At 55.1% G+C, this 19,963-nt stretch carries 14 protein-coding genes; 8 read left to right on the top strand and 6 right to left on the bottom strand.

The genetic code is table 11. The features are described from left to right. Positions 1-29: 29 nt before the first annotated feature. From LF95_RS18890 to LF95_RS18855, 8 genes are all read left to right on the top strand, one after another. A complete protein-coding gene (locus LF95_RS18890) occupies positions 30-2,009 on the top strand; it encodes a tripartite tricarboxylate transporter permease (protein WP_073956756.1) in 1,980 nt (659 codons plus the stop codon). Between the two features lie 15 nt (positions 2,010-2,024). Next, positions 2,025-3,143 (top strand): 4-oxalomesaconate tautomerase, encoded by a 1,119-nt coding sequence (locus LF95_RS18885; protein WP_073956755.1) that lies wholly within the window; start codon positions 2,025-2,027, stop codon positions 3,141-3,143. After that, entirely contained in the window at positions 3,143-4,207 is a 1,065-nt protein-coding gene (locus LF95_RS18880; protein WP_073956754.1) for an isocitrate/isopropylmalate dehydrogenase family protein, read from the top strand. Before LF95_RS18885 ends, LF95_RS18880 begins: the two co-directional genes overlap by 1 nt. 869 nt (positions 4,208-5,076) lie before the next feature. After that, on the top strand, positions 5,077-6,672 hold the full coding sequence (locus LF95_RS18875; protein ID WP_073956753.1) for an ABC transporter substrate-binding protein: 1,596 nt from the start codon (positions 5,077-5,079) through the stop codon (positions 6,670-6,672). Positions 6,673-6,939: 267 nt separating this feature from the next. Further along, positions 6,940-7,947, top strand: a complete 1,008-nt coding sequence (locus LF95_RS18870; protein WP_143182106.1) for an ABC transporter permease — start codon at positions 6,940-6,942, stop codon at positions 7,945-7,947. After that, a complete protein-coding gene (locus tag LF95_RS18865; protein WP_073956752.1) occupies positions 7,944-8,771 on the top strand; it encodes an ABC transporter permease in 828 nt (275 codons plus the stop codon). Before LF95_RS18870 ends, LF95_RS18865 begins: the two co-directional genes overlap by 4 nt. After that, positions 8,764-10,395, top strand: coding sequence for an ABC transporter ATP-binding protein (locus tag LF95_RS18860; protein ID WP_073956751.1), 1,632 nt, complete (start codon positions 8,764-8,766; stop codon positions 10,393-10,395). The genes LF95_RS18865 and LF95_RS18860 overlap by 8 nt, the downstream gene beginning before the upstream one ends. A 137-nt stretch (positions 10,396-10,532) precedes the next feature. Next, on the top strand, positions 10,533-12,554 hold the full coding sequence (locus tag LF95_RS18855; RefSeq protein WP_073956750.1) for a CocE/NonD family hydrolase: 2,022 nt from the start codon (positions 10,533-10,535) through the stop codon (positions 12,552-12,554). Between the two features lie 39 nt (positions 12,555-12,593). Here the strand turns inward: LF95_RS18855 and LF95_RS18850 are convergent, their stop codons facing one another. The 6 genes from LF95_RS18850 to LF95_RS18825 form a co-directional block, all read right to left on the bottom strand. Further along, on the bottom strand, positions 12,594-13,517 hold the full coding sequence (locus LF95_RS18850) for an alpha/beta hydrolase (RefSeq protein WP_073956749.1): 924 nt from the start codon (positions 13,515-13,517) through the stop codon (positions 12,594-12,596). A gap of 86 nt (positions 13,518-13,603) precedes the next feature. After that, positions 13,604-14,536: an L-lactate dehydrogenase gene (locus tag LF95_RS18845; RefSeq protein WP_073956748.1), complete on the bottom strand. Its 933-nt coding sequence runs from the start codon at positions 14,534-14,536 to the stop codon at positions 13,604-13,606. A 316-nt stretch (positions 14,537-14,852) separates the two neighbouring features. Continuing rightward, positions 14,853-16,343, bottom strand: a complete 1,491-nt coding sequence (locus LF95_RS18840; RefSeq protein ID WP_073956747.1) for a helix-hairpin-helix domain-containing protein — start codon at positions 16,341-16,343, stop codon at positions 14,853-14,855. Continuing rightward, positions 16,340-18,226, bottom strand: coding sequence for a PP2C family serine/threonine-protein phosphatase (locus LF95_RS18835; protein WP_073956746.1), 1,887 nt, complete (start codon positions 18,224-18,226; stop codon positions 16,340-16,342). Before LF95_RS18835 ends, LF95_RS18840 begins: the two co-directional genes overlap by 4 nt. Further along, positions 18,223-19,284 (bottom strand): TerY-C metal binding domain-containing protein, encoded by a 1,062-nt coding sequence (locus LF95_RS18830; protein ID WP_073956745.1) that lies wholly within the window; start codon positions 19,282-19,284, stop codon positions 18,223-18,225. The genes LF95_RS18835 and LF95_RS18830 overlap by 4 nt, the downstream gene beginning before the upstream one ends. After that, positions 19,284-19,919, bottom strand: a complete 636-nt coding sequence (locus tag LF95_RS18825; protein ID WP_073956744.1) for a vWA domain-containing protein — start codon at positions 19,917-19,919, stop codon at positions 19,284-19,286. Before LF95_RS18825 ends, LF95_RS18830 begins: the two co-directional genes overlap by 1 nt. Positions 19,920-19,963: the final 44 nt, after the last annotated feature.

Below are 19,963 nucleotides of genomic sequence, written 5' to 3'. Positions count from 1 at the left end.
TGAACTTTGCCTTTTGCCGGAGTTTTTAAATGCTAGATGCAATGATGACAGCTTTGTCTCATTTCACACAGCCCCAACATCTGATGTATCTGGTGTTGGGCGTGGGAATGGGAATGATTGTCGGTATTTTGCCGGGACTTGGCGGCATTGTGGGGCTGTCCCTGCTGTTGCCGTTCATCTATGGCATGGACCAGATTTCCGCCCTGGCAATGCTGATCGGCCTTGTCGCCGTGATCCCGACATCCGACACATTTACCTCCGTCCTGATGGGCATCCCCGGGTCAAGTGCCTCGCAGGCGACAGTGCTTGATGGCTTCCCGCTGGCCAAAAAGGGTCACGGCGCACGTGCGCTGGGGGCGGCCTTTTCGGCATCCCTGGTGGGAGGCCTGGTCGGCGCGATTATTCTGACCGGGTTTGTCGTCATTGCCCGACCTCTTATTCTGGCATTCGGGTCCGCCGAACTGTTCATGCTGGCGGTTCTCGGGCTTTCAATGGTTGGCGTTCTCGCCGGTAAAAGCCTGCCCAAAGGCATTGTGGCCTCCGGTCTTGGCCTGTTGCTTGGCGCACTGGGCGCGGCACCAGCCACCGGCGAACTACGCATGAGCTTTGATTCGGTTTATCTGATGGATGGCCTGCCGCTGGTGATTGTTGGCCTTGGCATGTTTGCCTTCCCCGAAATCATCGATCTGTGTCGTCAGAACCGTTCCATCGCCGATAACGGCACCCTTGGTTCGGGCTGGAAAGACGGCGTTCGCGACATGATCCGCCATAAATGGCTGTGCCTGCGCTGTGCGGGTCTTGGCAGCATCGTTGGTGCCCTGCCCGGCCTTGGTGGCAGCGTGGTGGACTGGATCGCCTATGGCCATGTCGTGCAAACGGCAAAGGACAAATCCCAGTTCGGCAAAGGCGACATTCGGGGTGTTCTGGCCCCGGAAAGTGCCAATAACGCCAAAGAAGGCGGCGGGCTTGTCCCGACCCTGTTATTTGGTATTCCCGGTTCAGGCAGCATGGCCGTTTTTCTTGGCGGCATGGTTCTGATCGGCCTTGAAGCTGGCCCGGCAATGGTTGGTCGCGATCTTGATATCACCTATACCATCATCTGGTCGCTGGCGATTGCCAATGTCGTCGGTGCCGGTGGTGCGCTGCTGCTGTCCCCGTTTGTTTCAAAACTGACCACGATCAAATACGGCTATCTTGCGCCGTTCATGATCACCATCATCTGCTTTGCCGCTTTTCAGGCAACGCGTTCGCTTTCAGATATGATTGCCCTGCTTGCACTGGGTGTCCTGGGCGTTTTGATGAAACGTTTCGGCTGGCCGCGCCCGGCCTTCCTGATCGGGTTTGTTCTGGCATCCAATACCGAAACCTACCTTTATCAGGCGCTGCAATTCTATGACTGGGGCTTTCTGACCCGTCCGGGTGTGATGATCATCCTGGCCCTGACCATCATTTCCATTATCATGGGCATGCGCAAACATCCGGTAAACCCGGTTGAGGAAGAAGAAAGCAGCCATTCCCATTCGCCCAACCGCACACCGCAAATTCTGTTTGCCGGTCTGATCCTGGCGATCTTCGCGCTTGGTATCTGGGATGCGACCCAGCATACCTTCCTCGGCAGTGTTTTCACTGGCGCAGTATCGGTGGTCATGTTTGTCGTTACGGCTGTTCTGATCTGGCAATTGGTCGTTAGCCCGCCTTCGCACGGGGCCAATTTTGACCACGAATTTGATCTTGCCCACGGCGAAGACAAACCGAATGCCGGCCTGTGGCATTACGTCCTCTGGGTTGGCGGGATGGTTGCCGGCACCGCGCTTTTCGGGTTCCTGATCGCCATTACTGCCTTCTTCATCGCCTTCTTGCGCCTCAAGGCTGGCGCATCATGGCTGCGGACTTTGCTTCTCACCGCACTAGCAATGGGGGGTTTGTGCTTCCTGGCCTGGGCCCTGGTGCTCGATTTCCCGGGTGGCCTGCTTCAGGACCTTGTCGATCTGCCCTGGCCGTTGGGATAAGTTGGGAGAAACATCATGAAAAACACATTGATACATAACGACCAACACGCCGTGCCCTGTGTCATGATGCGGGGCGGCACCTCCAAGGGTCCGATTTTCCTGGCAAGCGACCTTCCCGAAGATGTTTCCTTGCGTGATCGTATCCTGCTTGCGGCAATGGGATCGCCCGATAAACGCCAGATCGACGGTATTGGCGGGGCAGATACCCTGACGAGCAAAAGCTGCATTGTCTCCCCGTCAGACCGGCCCGATGCGGATGTAGAATTTCTGTTTGCCCAGGTCGCCATTGACCGGGCGGAAGTCGATACCAACCCCAACTGCGGCAATATGACTGCCGCAGTGGCCCCCTTTGCCATCGAGGCCGGGCTGGTGCCGATCACCGGAGATCAGACACTGGTGCGCATTTATAACCGCAATGTCGGTGCCCTGGTAGATGCCGTGGTGCCTACACCGGGCGGGACCGTCACCTATAGCGGCGATGCCGCGATTGATGGCGTTCCCGGTACAGCCGCCCCGCTGATCCTGCGGTTCAAGGAAATCATGGGCAGCAAAACCGGGCGGTTGCTGCCCACCGGCAAAGCAATCAACTATATCGACGGGCTGGAAGTCACCTGTATTGATGTTGCCGTACCGATGGTAATGTTTCGTGCCCGCGATCTTGGCCTGACCGGCCAGGAAAGCAAGGCAGAGCTGGATGCCAACACGGCCCTGCTGAACCGTATGGAAGCAATCCGCCGCAAGGCATCGGAACTGATGGGGCTGGGCGATTGCACCGGCAAGGTCGTACCAAAAATGGCCATTCTTTCCGAACCGGCAAAGGGGGGGCATCTGACGTCACGTTATTTTGTCCCGCATAACTGTCACGCAACCCATGCCGTCACCGGGGCCATTTGTGTTGCCAGTTGTGCATCCCTTTCCGGCAGCATCGCCGATGGCATGATCGACCTTCCTGCTGTGCCGCAACAATGGATTAAAATCGAACATCCCAGCGGCATGATTGATGTAGAACTGACCATCGAGGGATCGGGCCCCAACCTTTCTATCGTCTCGGGCGGAGTTGTTCGCACAGCACGACGTTTGTTTGAAGGCCAGGTTCTGGTTCCAAACCAAATTCTGGTTGAAGGTAGCGCGTAATGGATGTTCTATTTTTGCCCGGCGATGGCATTGGCCCGGAAATCACCAATGTCACCCGTTCGGTCCTTCAAGAACTTAACGGCGTATTTTCCCTTGGCCTCGAATTTTCCGAGGATGATGTTGGTTTTTCAGCCTTGGAAAAACATGGCAAAACCATTACGCCTGCGCTGATCGAACGGGTTCGCCAGGCTGGTATGACCATCCTTGGCCCGGTTGATACCGCCCATTATCCTCCTGCCGATCAGGGTGGCATCAATCCATCGGCCGCATTGCGCATTAATCTGGATCTTTATGCCAATGTCCGCCCTTCGCGGGCCATTGCCGGGCTACCGGCACTGACACCGGCGATGGACCTTGTCATTGTGCGCGAAAATACCGAAGGCTTTTATGCTGACCGCACCATGTTTGCCGGCACCGGCGAAGTTATGCCCACACCGGACCTTGCCCTTGCCATGCGCAAAGTCACACGTCAGGGCAGCTATCGTGTTGCCGCCTATGCCGCAAACCTGGCAGCACAGCGCCGCAAACACCTGACAATCGTCCACAAGGCCAATGTCCTGAAACTCAGCGACGGCCTTTTCCTGGCCGAGGCGGAAAAAGCCTGTGCAAACCAGGACGACCTGACCGTTCGTGATGAACATGTTGATGCAATGGCATCCCTTCTTGTCAGAACACCCAATGCCTTTGACGTGATTGTCACCACAAATATGTTTGGCGATATTCTGTCAAACCAGGCGGCCGAACTTTCGGGCGGACTGGGTTTGTCCGGCTCGATCAATGTGGGTGACAACATTGCAGTTGCCCAGGCCTCGCATGGGTCCGCCCCCGATATTGCCGGGAAAAATCAGGCCAATCCGGTTTCGCTGTTATTCTCGGCCGCGCAACTGCTGGATTGGAAAGGGACACAAACAAGACGCAGCGATTTGCAAAATGCGGCACACAAACTCGATGAGGTCATTGTCAGCACCATCCAAAACCCCGAAACACGCACCCGGGACCTTGGCGGCACCATGTCCTGCAGTGATTTCGGCCAAGCTATAATCAAGAATATCCAGGCCATTTAAACACAATAATCTGGCACAGAAAAAACGCACGCCCCACCCGGCAGTGACTATCTTTCCTTCCAGATAACGGCTCCCTTCGTGCCCCCGGCCAGTCTCATCGGTCGGGGGATTTTTTATCCGCAAGCTTCCACGCACAAGGCGACGAAATACAACTATTAGCTGTATTAAAGCCCTTTGCGAGCCCAGCATCTCCACACAACTCAAAGTTACACTCGCCGCAAAACAGCGCGATTTTCATACCGGGATAGGCATTTTGGTCCTCTAGGATAGGATAAAACCAGTGGACAAATTTGTGTAACGCATATTCCGCTACGGCACAGGCCAGAAAGTATGAAACACCCGTTTCCACAGGAATCGTTTTCCGACCTAAAAAATTTTCATTCCCGTACAGGGTGATTTACTTTGAGGTCAAAATATATTTTGACACTATGCAGGCAAATTTTGAACCGATAATAATTTATTTATTTCAATTACTTATATCAAAAACATCATATATTTTACACCCCTTGGGTTGTCAGGATATGCCCGACCGTGCAACCATACCTCCACGTCACCAAACGAGGTGTAAGCTTTATACGAATGTGGCATGGGAACAATTTCCAAAGAACAACGTTCAACGCCTTGTCCTTAAGACGGGGTGTGTCACTTTTCTGGACAGAAGTGCCACAGCCTGAAGGACATTAAACAGGTCATTTAGGGGGACTGATACAAACACAACCTTTACGGTTTTCGCAACCGGCGTCACAGACTGTTTTCGTACCAGACAGGACGCAAAATATTCCTACCCAAAAGGTTGGCTCAACAACCAAAAACAAGGGCCACACCAAACTGGTGCAATTTGTATTTAAACACAAAAAGGAAAATCGGGGATGACTGACCCACTTAAGCATCTGACAGGCCGTATCATATCACATGGCCTGAACCGCCGCGAATTTATGGCAAGCTCGATGGCCGCAGGCATGACACTTGCTGCCGCCAGCAGCCTTTATTCAAAAGCCGCCAAAGCCGCCGACGGCGAGCCCAAACGCGGAGGTCATCTCAAACTCGGCCTTGAAGGCGGTTCTGCAACCGACATTCTCGACCCCGCCAAGTCGCAGTCGCAATTTACATTTGCCCTGAACCGCAACTGGGGTGACACCCTTGTTGAAAGCCATCCGCACGACGGTACCGCCGTTCCGTCACTGGCTGAATCCTGGGAATCTTCGGCTGATGCCTCCACCTGGACCTTTAAAATCCGCAAGGGTGTACAGTTTCACAATGGCAAGGAGTTGACCATCGATGATGTGGTCAAAACCCTGCATCGCCACACCGACGAGAAGTCTGAATCCGGTGCGCTTGGCATTCTGAAATCGATCACCGAAATCAAGGCGGATGGCGAGGATCTGGTGATCTCGCTGACCGAAGGCAATGCCGACCTGCCCCTGCTTTTGACCGACTATCACCTGGTCATCCAACCTGATGGTGGCACCGAAAACCCCAACGCAGGTATTGGTACCGGCCCCTACAAGCTGAAAAGCTATGATGCCGGTGTGCGCGCGACATTCGAGAAAAACGAAAACGACTGGCGTTCCGACCGTGGCTATGTCGACAGCGTTGAAATGATCGTCATGAACGACGCAACCGCTCGTGTTGCGGCCCTGTCATCGGGTCAGGTTCATTACATCAACCGTGTTGATCCCAAAACCGTCAATCTGCTCAAACGGGCGCCGATGGTTGAAATTCTGCAAACATCGGGTCGCGGGCATTATGTGTTTATCATGCACTGTGACACCCCACCCTTTGACAATAACGACCTGCGCCTTGCCCTGAAATACGCAATGGACCGCGAAACGATGGTTCAGAAAATCCTGAGCGGCTATGGCAAGGTTGGTAACGATTTCCCGATCAACGAAACCTATGCACTGTTCCCAGAAGGCATTGAACAGCGCACCTACGACCCCGACAAGGCCAAATTCCATTACAAAAAATCTGGCCATGATGGTTCGGTGCTGCTGCGCACCTCCGACGTTGCCTTCCCCGGGGCGGTTGATGCCGCTGTGCTGTATCAGCAGACTGCGAAAAAAGCCGGCATTGATATTGAAATCAAGCGCGAACCGGGTGATGGCTACTGGTCCAATGTCTGGAACGTTAAACCATTCAGCACCTCTTACTGGGGTGGTCGCCCAACCCAGGATCAAATGTATTCGACGGCCTATCTCTCCAGCGCCGACTGGAACGATACCCGCTTTAAACGCAAAGATTTCGACAAATTGCTGTTAACAGCCCGTGCCGAACTGGACCAGGCAAAACGCAAGGAAATGTATCGCGACATGGCCCTGATGGTGCGCAACGAAGGCGGCCTGATCCTGCCGATGTTCAATGACTTTGTGAATGCCTCGAACAAAAAACTCAAAGGCTATGTCCACGATATTGGCAACGACATGTCAAACGGCTATGTCGCCAGCCGTGTCTGGATCGAGGGTTAAGCCCATTTGCGGCGCAATTTCGATTGCGCCGCATCTCCATTCCAGAACGGCCGCTTTTTTGCATATTCTGGCCGTTCCTTTGAATTGATTTCGTCTAATCGGAAATAACATCGTTACTTGCACCGGCAGTCTGGCCGGTTGCTTCGGTTGTATCCTGCAACAGAATATTGTGCGCCATAAAGTACGGCCTCGGCCGCCCGGCGATCAAAATTCTGCTGCGCGATATGTCTTTTCCGATTCAGGTATTCATCAAGGAGAAACCATCCCATGAATACTGTCATGGAAGACGGCGAACCGCGTCGTCGCCCGTTAAAACAACGGTATCCGCTAACGGTTCTGATCCTGCAACGCCTTGGGCTGAGTGCAGGCCTGTTACTTGCCGTTTCGATCCTGATTTTTGGTGGTGTCGAGGCTCTGCCAGGCGATTTTGCCCAAACCTATCTTGGCCAGTCAGCCACCCCGCAGGCGGTTGCCAATATCCGGGCGCAGCTTGGCCTCGAACGCCCCATCACCACCCGCTATTTTGAATGGCTGGGCAATGCCGTGCAGGGCGATTTTGGCAAAAGCTGGGCCAGCGGCAATTCCGTTTCCGAACAAATCGGCAAACGTTTGGGCAATTCGCTATTTCTTGCCTTTTGTGCCGCCATCATTTCCGTGCCGCTGGCAGTCGGTCTTGGTATGCTAGCCGTGCATTTTCGCAACCGCATCCCGGACCGAATCATCAATATCATCTCGCTCGCGGCCATTTCCTTACCGGAATTTTTCATCGGCTACCTGCTGATCCTGTTTTTCTCCGTCAAGTTTGGCGTCGCCAGTTTCCCGGCCACGGTTTACGACGGCATGTCCTTTGGCGAGCGGCTTTCGGCCATTGCGCTGCCCACCGCCACCCTGGTGCTGGTTGTGCTGGCCCACATGATGCGCATGACCCGTGCGGCCATCATCAGTGTCATGTCATCGGCCTATATGGAAACGGCCGAGCTTAAGGGCCTTGGTGCCTTTAAAACCATTATCAAGCACGCTGCCCCCAACGCCATAGCGCCGATTGTCAATGTTGTCGCGCTGAACCTGGCCTATCTGGTGGTGGGTGTTGTCGTGGTCGAGGTGGTTTTTGTCTATCCTGGTATGGGGCAATATATGGTCGATGCCGTGACCGTGCGCGACATGCCCGTGGTGCAGGCCTGCGGCCTTATCTTTGCCGCCGTTTACATCCTGCTAAACATGGTTGCCGATCTGATCGCCATTGTTGCCAACCCGAAACTGAGGCACCCGCGATGAGATTACGTGAAATTCCCATTACCGCCTGGATCGGCATTATCGGCCTGGTTCTGGCATTTGGCTGTGCCATTTTTGCCCCGCTGCTGGCCCCTTACGGCGAACGCGAAATTGTCGGCGATGTCTGGCTTGCCGCCGATGCCCATTTCCTTCTCGGGACCGATAATCTCGGCCGTGACCTGCTTTCGCGCCTGATTTATGGTGCCCGGACCACGCTGTTTGTCGCCCTGACGGCCTCGGTTCTGTCCTTCTCGATCGGTATTTTCCTTAGCTTCACTGCTGCTGTGTCGCGCGGTATCATTGATCAGGGCCTGTCGCGCTTTAACGATCTGATGATGTCGATCCCGACCCTGATATTCGCGCTTGTGGTATTGGCGGTGCTGCCGCAAAACCTCTGGATCCTGATTGTCGTCATGGCGGTTCTGGATTCCACCCGTGTTTACCGGCTGGGCCGTGCGGTGGCACTCGATGTCGCCGTGATGGAATTTGTCGAAGCCGCCAAACTGCGCGGTGAAGGCAAAATGTGGATCATTTTCCGCGAAATCCTGCCCAATACCCTCACCCCGCTTCTGGCCGAATTTGGTCTGCGCTTCGCCTTTTCCATCCTGTTTCTCTCTACTCTGTCCTTTCTGGGCCTCGGCATTCAACCGCCAGCGGCAGACTGGGGCGGCATGGTCAAGGATAACAAGGATGGCATCATCTTTGGCATTTCCGCGGCCCTTATTCCCGGTGGCGCAATTGCCGCCCTGGCAATTTGCGTGAATATGATTGTGGACTGGTTGCTGAAACGAACATCCAGCCTGAAGGGAGGCCGCGGAGATGGCTAATATGTTATCGGTACGCAATTTACAAATTGGCGCCACGGTCTACCCACCCGGTGAAGCCCCCAATGACATCGAAATTGTCCACGGCGTTTCCTTTGACCTTGAACGGGGCAGGGTCCTGGGCCTGATCGGGGAATCTGGTGCGGGAAAATCCACCATCGGGCTGTCGGCCCTGGCCTATGGCCGGGGTGGGGTGCGCATTACCGGTGGCGAAGTTTTGCTCGATGGCGAGGATATCCTCAAGGCAGGCAAACAGGGCATTCGCCAAATTCGCGGTGCCCGGGTGTGTTATGTGGCCCAGTCTGCTGCGGCCGCGTTTAACCCGGCGCACAAGCTGGGCGATCAGGTGATCGAGGCAACCCTTGAACATGGCCTGATGACCCGCGAAGAAGCCCGTGCCCGTGCGCTTTATCTGTTTAATATTCTGGGCCTGCCCGACCCGGACAATTTTGGCGACCGTTACCCCCATCAGGTATCGGGCGGACAGTTGCAACGTGCCATGACAGCCATGGCACTGTGTTCCAACCCCGAACTGATCGTTTTTGACGAACCCACCACCGCGCTGGATGTTACCACCCAGATCGATGTTCTGGCAGCGATCAAAAGCGCGATTGAGGAAACAAACACCGCTGCCCTCTACATCACCCACGATCTGGCTGTTGTTGCCCAGATTTCCGATGACATCATGGTCCTGCGCAACGGCGAGACGGTTGAATATGGCCCGGTCCAGCAAATTATCGAATCCCCGCAGGAAGACTATACCAAGGCGCTGATTTCCGTTCGCCAAACCAAACAGCGCGAAGCCAGGGACCAGTCCCAGGCGCTGCTGTCGGTTAATAATGTCTCGGCATCCTATGGCAATGGTTTCAAGGTGCTGCACGATGTATCACTGCATGTGCCGCGCGGGCAAACGCTGGCCGTGGTTGGGGAATCCGGATCTGGCAAATCAACGCTGGCCCGGGTCATCACCGGGCTTTTGCCCCCCACCGACGGGTCGATTACCTTTGCCGATGAAGAACTGCCTGCGCAGCACAAAAAACGCAACCGCGACCAGATGCGCCGCATTCAGTTGATTTACCAAATGGCCGATACCGCCATGAATCCACGCCAGACAGTGGGGCAAATCATTGGTCGCCCGTTAGCGTTTTATTTCGGCCTGAGTGGTCGCAAGAAAAAGGAACGGGTGCAGGAACTGCTAGATGAAATCGAAATGGGTTCGGGTTTTTACGACCGCTACCCCGCCGAACTTTCCGGCGGGCAAAAACAGCGTGTCGCCATCGCCCGCGCCCTTGCCGCCGAACCGGAACTGATCCTGTGTGACGAACCAACCTCGGCCTTGGACCCGCTGGTGGCGGAAGGCATCCTGGATCTGCTAATGCGTTTGCAGGCGGAAACCAGTGTTTCCTATCTGTTCATCACGCATGACATTGCCATTGTCCGCGCCATTGCCGATTCCGTCGCGGTCATGCTGCAAGGCAAGCTGGTGGATTTCGGCCCGCGTTCCAGTGTGCTCTCGCCCCCGTTTGATGACTACACCGATCTTTTGCTTAAATCGGTGCCGGAAATGGAACTGGGCTGGCTGGAAAAGGTCCTGGCAACCCGCCGCATGGAAAGTGCCGGCAACTGATCCTGCCAAATTCACCACACCGCCCGGATAATTTTCGGGCGGTGTTTTCCATATTTGCGCCCATGATCGCCCCAAACCGGTCATTGGCTTTAACATGCCCGATAATACAAATACGCCCCACCAACATTGGATAAAGAATGCCCGATAGCACCCATTCCGTTATTGAAAATACATGGATCACCCTGAAGGACGGCACCCGCCTGGCCGCACGCATCTGGATGCCCGACCTGGCGGACACCACGCCTGTTCCTGCCGTGCTGGAATTTCTACCCTACCGCAAACGCGACGGTACCAGCCCGCGCGATGAATCCACCTATCCGGTTTTTGCCGCCGCCGGCATTGCCGGGGTACGGGTGGATATTCGCGGCTCAGGTGAATCCGATGGCGTTATTGACGGCGAATATACCCCGCTTGAACTTGCCAATGCCTGCGAAATCATCGCCTGGATTGCGGATCAGGCCTGGTGCAACGGCAATGTGGGCATGATGGGCATTTCATGGGGGGGCTTTAACTGCCTTCAGGTTGCCGCCCTGCAGCCCCCGGCGCTAAAGGCTGTCATTTCCATTGCCTCGACAGTGGATCGCTATAATGACGACATTCACTATAAAAATGGCTGTCAGCTTGCGGTTCAGCTTTCCTGGGCGGCAACCATGCTGGCCTATCAATCCCGTTCCCCCGACCCGGAACTGGTGGGCGACCGCTGGCGTGACATGTGGCTGGAACGCCTGGAAAACGAACCGTTCTTCCTTGAGGAATGGCTTGAGCATCAAAGGCGCGATGATTTTTGGAAACATGCCTCGATCTGCGAGGATTTTGATGCTGTAAAAATCCCGTCAATGGTCATGGCGGGCTGGGCCGATGGCTATCGTAACACACCGGTTCGGGCGATTGAAGGCATGCCGGACCGCGCCAAGGCCCTGATTGGCCCGTGGGTGCATAAATATCCGCATTTTGCCTGGCCCAAACCACGGGCTGATTTCCACGGCGAGGCCATTCGCTGGTGGAACCGCTGGCTGCGCGATGACAAAAACGGGGCCGAAGACCTTGCGCAAATGCGGGCCTATATCCTTGATGCCGTCAAACCGGCCCCGCGCCGCGACCATGATAATGGCTTCTGGATTGCCAAGGAAACCTGGCAAACCCCCGCAATGCTGCATTATCATATCCGCGATGACCGCCTGGTAGATGCCAAAAATGCGGAGGCGATCATCAGCACTGCCGACGGCGAAAACAGTGTTTTCCTGAAATCACCGCTTGATACCGGCACGGCAGCGGGCGAATATTTCACCCTGAAACCCGATGCGGAAATGGCGATTGACCAGCGCGGTGACGATGCCGGATCGCTATGTTTTGACAGCCATGCGCTAAAACAGGACCTCGATCTTCTGGGCCGTCCGGAAATCACACTGAATGTTGCCTGCGATGCTGACTGGGCCAATCTGTGTGTGCGGCTTGTCGATATTCATCCCGATGGCACCGCCGCCCGCATTGCCTTTGGTGTGTTAAACCTGGCGCATCGTAACCCTGAAGCCCATTACAACGCCCCGCAACCGATGCCAAAGGGCGAAAAGGTTAGCATCAAGGTGGTGCTGGATGCCTGCGGCTATCGCATCCGCGCGGGGCACAAACTTCGTGTTGCCATTTCCACCGCCTATTGGCCGATGATTTTGCCAGACCCGTTTAATGCCGGTGTCACCATCGATACGGCATCCATCGATTTGGCCCTGCCCCTGCTGGGCGATCATCAGGTGATTGATCTGCCTGAACCGGAAAACCCGGACCCGCTGCCACATTATATTGAACATCAACCGGCCAACACGCGCCGCGAAGTGCGCCGTAACATGACGACCAACAAAACCGATTATTGCATTCTCGAAGATACCGGCCTGTTTGAACATCCCGACACGGGGCTTTCAACGCGCCAGATCCGCGACGAAACCTGGACCATCTCGCCCGATGATCCGACATCCCTGCGCGGACATGCCATGTGGACCTGCGATATGGAACGCACGGGCTGGTTTACCCGGACGGTATGTGCAGCAACACTTACCTGCAGCAAAACCGACTGGCATATCGAAGCCAGCGTTATTGCTGTCGAAAATGATCAGGAAGTGTATCGGAAAACCTGGAACCGCACCATTCCACGCGATTTCATGTAATTGTGACATATGTACAAACCGGGCCGTGACACCCTATCGTCACGGTCCGGTTTCACAAAATCCGGCAACCGCCCGGCACAAATGATCAAAACCAGTACGCGCCCCATCGCTCATATGGCGTGCGCGCAACCAGCCATGTACCATTTGCGGTTCCTCGCGATAAATCACATTCACCCCGGCCTGCACCAGTTTTGCTGCATAATGGCGGCCATCATCGCGCAACGGGTCAAAAAAGGCCGAAGATATATAAGCCGGTGGCAGGTTTGAAACGTCATCCGCCTTTAATGGATGTGCCACAGCATCATTTTCCGGCGCTTGCAAAATATCGCGATAATAGTGCACATCCTGCGTCGTAAGACCCGGTGCCTGCGCCATTTCAACATAAGACCCGCGTGTCATATCCCCGCCGAGTGCGGGATAGAGCAAAACCTGACCGGCAATCCTGCCGCCAACATCATCACGCTGTGCACGTATCATCAAGCCTGCGGTCATATTGGCACCGGCGCTATCACCCATCACCACCGTCCGGTGCCCACGCCTTAGTAAGTAGCTCAGCACGGCATAACCATCATCCGATGCGGCAGGCCAGATATGTTCGGGGGCCAAACGATAATCGACCGAGATCAGCTCTGCCCCGCAAAATTCGGCAATTTCGGCGCAAATGGCATGGTGGCTGTCGCGCGAGCCAACAACAAAACCGCCACCGTGAAAATAAAGCAGGCAACAGGCGGTTTTTTGCACGGATGGATGAAAATACCGCACCGGCACCCCGGCAATTTCGCCATCCTCAAACCTTAACCCCGCTGGGTCTGGCGGGTTAAAGCTGGCGCAAAAGGCATCGTACCATGCGCGTTGTTGTTCAATGCTGGCACTTACTGCATCTGGCGGATAAAAGGACTCAGCCTGTTTTTGAAAGGCTATAATGCCTTCATCGGTCGGCATCGGCGGTATTTCCGCTGTCATATCGCCTGTCTCCTGTTTTCGACGGCCTTTATATTGCTGTATTTGAAATACGTCTTCCAATATAGCAAATTGTTACTGTATCGGCCCTAAAGCGCAACCGCCTCGATGGTGGATTTCAACAGGCTGGCACTGCGATGAAGGGCGTCATTCTCGGCATCATCCAGGGTTGGCATCATATCGGCACAAATGCCCGCTGCCCCCACCACACGCGGGATCGACAGGGCCACATCTTCCACCCCCGCCACATTTCGGGTGACAACGGAAACGGATAAAACATCCTGCTGGTCCTGTGCGATGGATTTAACAATACGCGCCAAACCGGCCCCAATGCCATAGTAGGTTGCCCCCTTGCCATTGATAATTTTATAGGCCGCATTGCGCACGCCATCGTCAATTTCCGCCTTTTGCGCATCACTGATCGGCACGCCAAGCTGGGTGGCAAAGGACAATAACGGTTCCGACCCGGCCCTGGCATTGGACCAGGCCAGCACTTCGCTATCACCATGTTCTCCCAGCACATAGGCATGTACCGATTGCGGCGAAATGCCCAAATGCCGGCCCAAAAGACTGCGAAAGCGGGCGGTATCGAGGATCGTACCCGACCCGATCACCCGCGCGGCGGGCAGGCCGGAAAGGCGGGCGGTGATTTGCGTCATGATGTCGACAGGGTTCGATGCAATCAGCAAAATCGCATCAGGCGTGACACGCAAAACTTCGCCCACCACCTCGCGAAACACATTCGCATTGCGGCCCAACAGCTCCAGCCGGGTTTCACCGGGTTTCTGGCTAACACCGGCGGCGAGAATGACCACCGATGCGCCTTTCAGGTCGGCATAATCTCCGGCATGAACAAGACAGGAAGACATGAACGGCACGGCATGGGAAATATCTTCGGCCTGAGCACGAGCCAGGTCTGCATTGCGATCGACAAAAATCACCGAACTGGCAATACCCATCAGGGCAATGGCATACCCCGCCGAACTGCCCACCATGCCCGCCCCGACAATACCGATTTTCATAACCCTGCCTCCGCCACCGATTTGTATCTTGACCCATCCTAGCGTAAAACGGGTTCAGTTGCATTGCACCGATCAAAGATCGTTCATTTTTGCAGGGTTATCACAGCGCGCCTTCCAAACCGGCCCATCGAGAAAAATGAATTTCAATCAGAAGGACACACCATGAGCCCGGTCGAACTTGCCCGTCTCTATCGCCAGCATATCGACTGCCTGAACAATTAGGACGGGGACAATCTGGGAAAATTCGCGCTTTAAAATGGCCCCCACAACGGCCGCCCCTGGGTGTTGCCGGTTATCGCGCCATGCTGACAAACGATTACGCCCCGGCCATCTGCACCTGAATCAGCCGCCCACCCTCTTGGGCGGACAACAAAATCTGTAATCCGTCCTCAAGTTTCACAGGGTCCCCGATCGCAATTTCCTGACCGGTTGAAACATTTTTCATGCCCGGCATTGCTTCATTGACCAGATACCAGTCGCCCTCGTGCATCTGAAAATAGCCCACCCTTTTCTTTTGTGCGGCGGTAAGATGCTCATTGGGGAAAATCGTACGATTGACATGCCAGGGAAAAAGCGACTGTCCATCCCATACCATGACGCGATGATTATCGGCATGGAAGCTGCCCTTTGTCCGGCTTGAATACAGATTAAGCACCGGCAACTTACCCCGATATGCCGTCCCGCAATGCGGACATACGGGGGCACGCGAATTATCAAACACGAACCAGCCCATGTCACAACCCGCCGAACAGGGCTGTATCATATCCATTGTGCGCACCAGCGCGCTTTCCCACTCGGCCGCAGAGGGGCGCTTTTCCGGCGCATGCAACCCTGCAATAAACGCGCGGTCAAATAGTTCGGTCAAAAGCGGACCCGCCATTGTATAGGGGCGTTGGGCCGGGTCCCCCCACGGCAGCGACTGGGGCCTTAGGTCCTCGGGGCGGACCCGGTTGCTGTCATCGGTAGGATGCTCGATGAACAAAGCGCGCTCTCCCATGCTCAGTTCCTCGTCACGCGTTGCATCCGGGTCGTGCACCTTGCGCCCGCGCAGGGGATGGCGAAAGAACAGATACATGTAAATCAAAACGGCCAGCGCATGACGATCCGTCGTGCGGGAGGGTAAAACCCGTGCCGGGTCTTCCCGGTCAAGATGTTGCGTCGCAATGACCTCGGGCGCGATGAAATCGGGCGTGCCAACAACATCGGGCGCAAACTTGCCCGGCACTACCAGCCCGTCAATGTCAATAAGGCAGGCTTTGCCTTTTGTCGGATCGACCAGAACATTTTTATAACTTAAATCCGAATGCGCCAGGCCCGCCATATGCAACCGCCGCACAGCACGCGAAATTGACAAACAGATTTGAAGATGCGTCAGCCAGTTGCCCTTTTCGCGCGGATCAAGGAACTTTTCCCGGTTGGAGGCCGAGGCAAACCACTTACCCTCCTTGTCCTTACCGCGAATTTTAAGCATATCGTCTTTCACACTTCCGTACTGGAAGAAAAAATCCGACGCATAAAACGGTACGACAACCCCGATCCGGCCGTTATGTTCAACGGTATCTGTCGGCCAGCAAAAATAATCCTTCCAGAAATCGCCGCTATCCTTGTCAAAAAGATTGCTGCGATACCGGGTGGTAATTTCGCGCAAACGTTCCTTCAGGGTCGCGTCCTGGGTATCGCGGAAAAAGCCGACCACATAGGTCTTGTCAGGGCTGACATAAATGTCCTTCATTGCCCCGGAAGCAATCACTTCATCGACAAAAGAAACAGGCTTCCCGCCTTCCGATGTCAAATTTACAATGCTCATTGCACGTCTGCCTGATCACCGTCTGTCCCATCCTGTGCCGCAGAATTCCGGGACTGACCTTCTTGCGGTTTGGCAACGGCTTTCTTTGTCTCAAGAGTTTGTTCGTTCTGGTTTGGCATCATCAGGGCGATGGTTCGGTCATCGTGGTTCCCGCGCGACCAGAAATCAAGCCAGGCCATCATCTGGTCCTTCAGCCCGTCATTATCCTGGTGAAGATCGACCTGCGCGCACAGATCATTGGTCCAGAAATCCGCCCAAATTTCGGCATTGGCAAAGGCTGAATCTGTCGGAAATTTTGGATCGGTGATGCCGTCGGTCATTGCGGCAAGAACCGTGAAACTGTCGCACAGATCAACAAACACGCGCCCCATAACAGCGTGCGGGTCCCGGAACTCGGTTGATGCCAAAAACCGCGTTTGACCGGCAAATTCTCCGCTGTCAGGCCGGCACATCACCGTAACGGTTTCCGCTTTGGCATCAAAAATGGCGACACCGCCATCCCCAACAGTGAAACTTGCGCTAAACCACCGGTCTGCCACCTTGCGACAAATCGCGATGACAATCGTTGTCGAAAACGCCGATGGGTCCTGTTTGATTTCGGCAGCTTTGTCCTCGATCGCGCGGGCCGCCCTCAGGGCCGCTTCCGGCAAGACAGGATAAAGCAAATCACAGCGCACTTCGGTTGCCCAGGCATCCGGATCGGCCGCATAACGCGCCAAAGTTTCCTCCAGCCAGGGATCTACCTTTTCTGCCAAAAGTGCTGGCAAGGCTTCCATAACGGTTTCGCACGCGATCCTGCTGCCTTCACGGCTAAGATCGGCAGATCCCGCGCCATCAGCGACAATCAGAATATGCCAGCCGGTATCTGTATCGGCCCGAATACGAAAATCGTCATCCCGATATTTGCCCTCCTGGGCATGGGAGCGCCCCCGCTTGCTCGCCGCAACGACAAGGCCCTCGCCGGTTTGACAATCGAAACTCTGGTCCGGCTTGGCCATCGGGGCGTCCTGATCAGAAGGGATTGTTTTCCACAAATCGCGAGGGTCCGGGATGATCGACAAGCGCGCACGAATAACAACCGGTTCGCCCTGTTTGACCGCCTTCAAAAACAGGGTGTATTCACCTGCCTGAATGTCATGTCCCGACACATCACCGTCCGACGAAATCGACAAACCGGTGCCACCATCATCGGTGATCTCGATACCGGAATAACCCTGAATGGTTGTTTCATAGGGCTGACGAGACCGGCCATTTTTGAGGTTAATCCGCTCCGGTTCCGAATAGGATGCCTCAAAACCCGTTTTCACGATGCCGCCCGGCCCTTTGATCACGGTGTTATCCTCCGTAGGTAACGCGTTATCCGACATCTGATGATGAGCGGCATCGCCATTCGTTTCGTCAACCGGTGGCGCTGCATTATCCGCAGCTAAAGGGTTTAACGGTATCGAGGCATCTGTTTCATCTTCCGAGACCACGGAGGGTGTTCCCTCACCGTCGAGCGCATCGTTGCCCTCTATCGCCATGTTCTCTTCGACACGGGTCGATGCCTGGTCAATTATTTCAGGCTCCGGCGTTACAGGAACGGAAACAGTTTCATCCTGTTCTTCCTGTTCGTGCTGTTCGTCCGGTTCCTCTTGTTCCATTTCTCCGAAGGATGAGCCTGCCAGGGCAGGATCGTCGTCCTCTGGTTCCGGATCGGCGATGATGGAACGTTCCTGGGACACCTGCTGAAGATAGGCCAAAACCGTCAATTCTTCTTCGGTTAGGTTCTCCAGCCCGTCGGGAATGTTCGACGGCACCCGGCATCCGTTGCAGCACAGCGTTGTGACAAAAAACCGAAAGGCAAGATCCTCGTAGGTTTTTTGCTCCGGACTTCGCGTCATCCCCGGCCCCGCTCGATCTCGAAGCCGCCATCCGATCCGTCTGAGACACCATAATTGCCGGTCTTGCCACACCAGGGGCAGGTTGCAGGACCATCGCCCTGCACACAATGGATGCTGCCGCATCCACATAACGCCATCCCAAACGGGGCATGACAATGCGGGCAATCGGGCTGCCCGAGAAGCTGAACAGAACTGACACTCGCGTCAGAGCGCGACCCGTCCGACAGCTCGAAATAATCCTCCTGCACCGGTACGGCTGCCTTCAAAAGATAATCCCGCCTTTGGAAAAGCTCTGCCAGGCGCGGATCCTGCGACCCGATCTGGTTTAAATGACGTTCATATTTAACGACATAAGGCGCCCTGTTTTTGGCGCAGCGTCCGACAAAGACGGCATAGCGGTCATCCACGGTCTCGAACGGCAGACCGCCCGTCGCCCCGCCAGAAACATCATCCCCCATCTTGGCAAGCGAAATCCCGCCGCCAGCCGTGACACTGCGGGTTGAACTTTTAACCGAGTTGGTGATCCACATGATGAATTTCTTGAACGCCCCCTCTGCCGTGTCATCAAAGGGGATAATATCATCGGTCAGTTGCGACAAAACGGCGTGATCACCGCCACCGCCAATCGACACCGCCACCAGCGAAACACGGTCCGCATAGCTTTGTTTCCAGCGGCGCAGGGCGGGTTCGGCATCATCTGTCGGAACGCCATCGGTCATTAAAAACACAAGTGGTTTCCAGTCGCCTTTTTGCCCGGCTGTGTTTACCGATACATTCCGGTCGATCTCATCCATCAGATGCACCAGCGCCCCACCCAGGCCGGTCCCGCCCCCGATGGGAAGATGCGGCGGGACAAATTCCGGCAATTCGGTCAACGGGGTTAACGTTCTGGCGCGTCCGGCAAACGCAATGACGGACAGCCACGCCGTTTCCAGCGCATAGGGATCGGTCATCAGATCCGCCGTGATCTGGCGCATTCCATTTTCAAGTTCGGTTAATGCGTCACCCGCCATTGATTCCGAAACATCAATAACCAGAAAAATAGGGAACTTTCGCATCACAACACCACGTTGATTTCCGGCGGCGGTGGCGGCAACTTTGCCGAAGCATTGCTGCCCAGACTTTTATTGCCCGACGCAATCACTTCGGAAACCCATTTGAAAAGCTGGGAAAAAGCACTGCCATCCATTGTATCGAGGCGTAAAACATGATCGCATAACGGCCTGAGATCATCTTCGCGCGCCTTGGGGCCCGCCGCACAGCCAATGATATTGGCAAAGCCCAGCTTGCGCATGGCAACGCACTGTTCCTGATAAAGCTGCGTGTCGGACGGTTTGCCATCGGTCATCACAAACAAATATGGGGCCCAGTCGCCCTTGGCTTCATCCGTGCTTTTAATAATGTCGGAACTGACCTGCCTGCCGAGTGTTTCCAGTGCCAGCCCCATATGTGTGGGGCCTGAACGCGGCGTGGTAATCTGCGGCAGAACCACATCTTCCAGTGCTGTCAGCGGCAAAATGGTTTTTGCCTCAGCATCGAAGGTAATGATGGTCATATAAACCGTTTCAAGGGCGTAAGGGTCCTGTCGCAGCGCCCCGATCAGGGTTTCCATGCCAGAATTCACCGCTTCGATCGGCTCACCCTGCATACTGCCTGACGTGTCGAGCAAGATATAAACGGGAAGTCTTCTCATGTTCGTCCTTTCAAATCAGCCCCTTGAATTCCGGTCACATCAGA

Origin of the sequence: Thalassospira sp. TSL5-1 (assembly GCF_001907695.1) — a bacterium.
Lineage (GTDB): Bacteria > Pseudomonadota > Alphaproteobacteria > Rhodospirillales > Thalassospiraceae > Thalassospira.
The sequence above is the reverse complement of the archived record's forward strand: the minus strand, read 5'-3'. Positions and strand labels throughout refer to the sequence as shown.

Excerpts from the sequence above, each read along its gene's own strand:
- LF95_RS18890 (WP_073956756.1), top strand. The coding sequence starts at position 30 with ATGCTAGATGCAATGATGACAGCTTTGTCTCATTTCACACAGCCCCAA.
- LF95_RS18885 (WP_073956755.1), top strand. The coding sequence starts at position 2,025 with ATGAAAAACACATTGATACATAACGACCAACACGCCGTGCCCTGTGTC.
- LF95_RS18880 (WP_073956754.1), top strand. The coding sequence starts at position 3,143 with ATGGATGTTCTATTTTTGCCCGGCGATGGCATTGGCCCGGAAATCACC.
- LF95_RS18875 (WP_073956753.1), top strand. The coding sequence starts at position 5,077 with ATGACTGACCCACTTAAGCATCTGACAGGCCGTATCATATCACATGGC.
- LF95_RS18870 (WP_143182106.1), top strand. The coding sequence starts at position 6,940 with ATGAATACTGTCATGGAAGACGGCGAACCGCGTCGTCGCCCGTTAAAA.
- LF95_RS18865 (WP_073956752.1), top strand. The coding sequence starts at position 7,944 with ATGAGATTACGTGAAATTCCCATTACCGCCTGGATCGGCATTATCGGC.
- LF95_RS18860 (WP_073956751.1), top strand. The coding sequence starts at position 8,764 with ATGGCTAATATGTTATCGGTACGCAATTTACAAATTGGCGCCACGGTC.
- LF95_RS18855 (WP_073956750.1), top strand. The coding sequence starts at position 10,533 with ATGCCCGATAGCACCCATTCCGTTATTGAAAATACATGGATCACCCTG.
- LF95_RS18850 (WP_073956749.1), bottom strand. The coding sequence starts at position 13,517 with ATGACAGCGGAAATACCGCCGATGCCGACCGATGAAGGCATTATAGCC.
- LF95_RS18845 (WP_073956748.1), bottom strand. The coding sequence starts at position 14,536 with ATGAAAATCGGTATTGTCGGGGCGGGCATGGTGGGCAGTTCGGCGGGG.
- LF95_RS18840 (WP_073956747.1), bottom strand. The coding sequence starts at position 16,343 with ATGAGCATTGTAAATTTGACATCGGAAGGCGGGAAGCCTGTTTCTTTT.
- LF95_RS18835 (WP_073956746.1), bottom strand. The coding sequence starts at position 18,226 with ATGACGCGAAGTCCGGAGCAAAAAACCTACGAGGATCTTGCCTTTCGG.
- LF95_RS18830 (WP_073956745.1), bottom strand. The coding sequence starts at position 19,284 with ATGCGAAAGTTCCCTATTTTTCTGGTTATTGATGTTTCGGAATCAATG.
- LF95_RS18825 (WP_073956744.1), bottom strand. The coding sequence starts at position 19,919 with ATGAGAAGACTTCCCGTTTATATCTTGCTCGACACGTCAGGCAGTATG.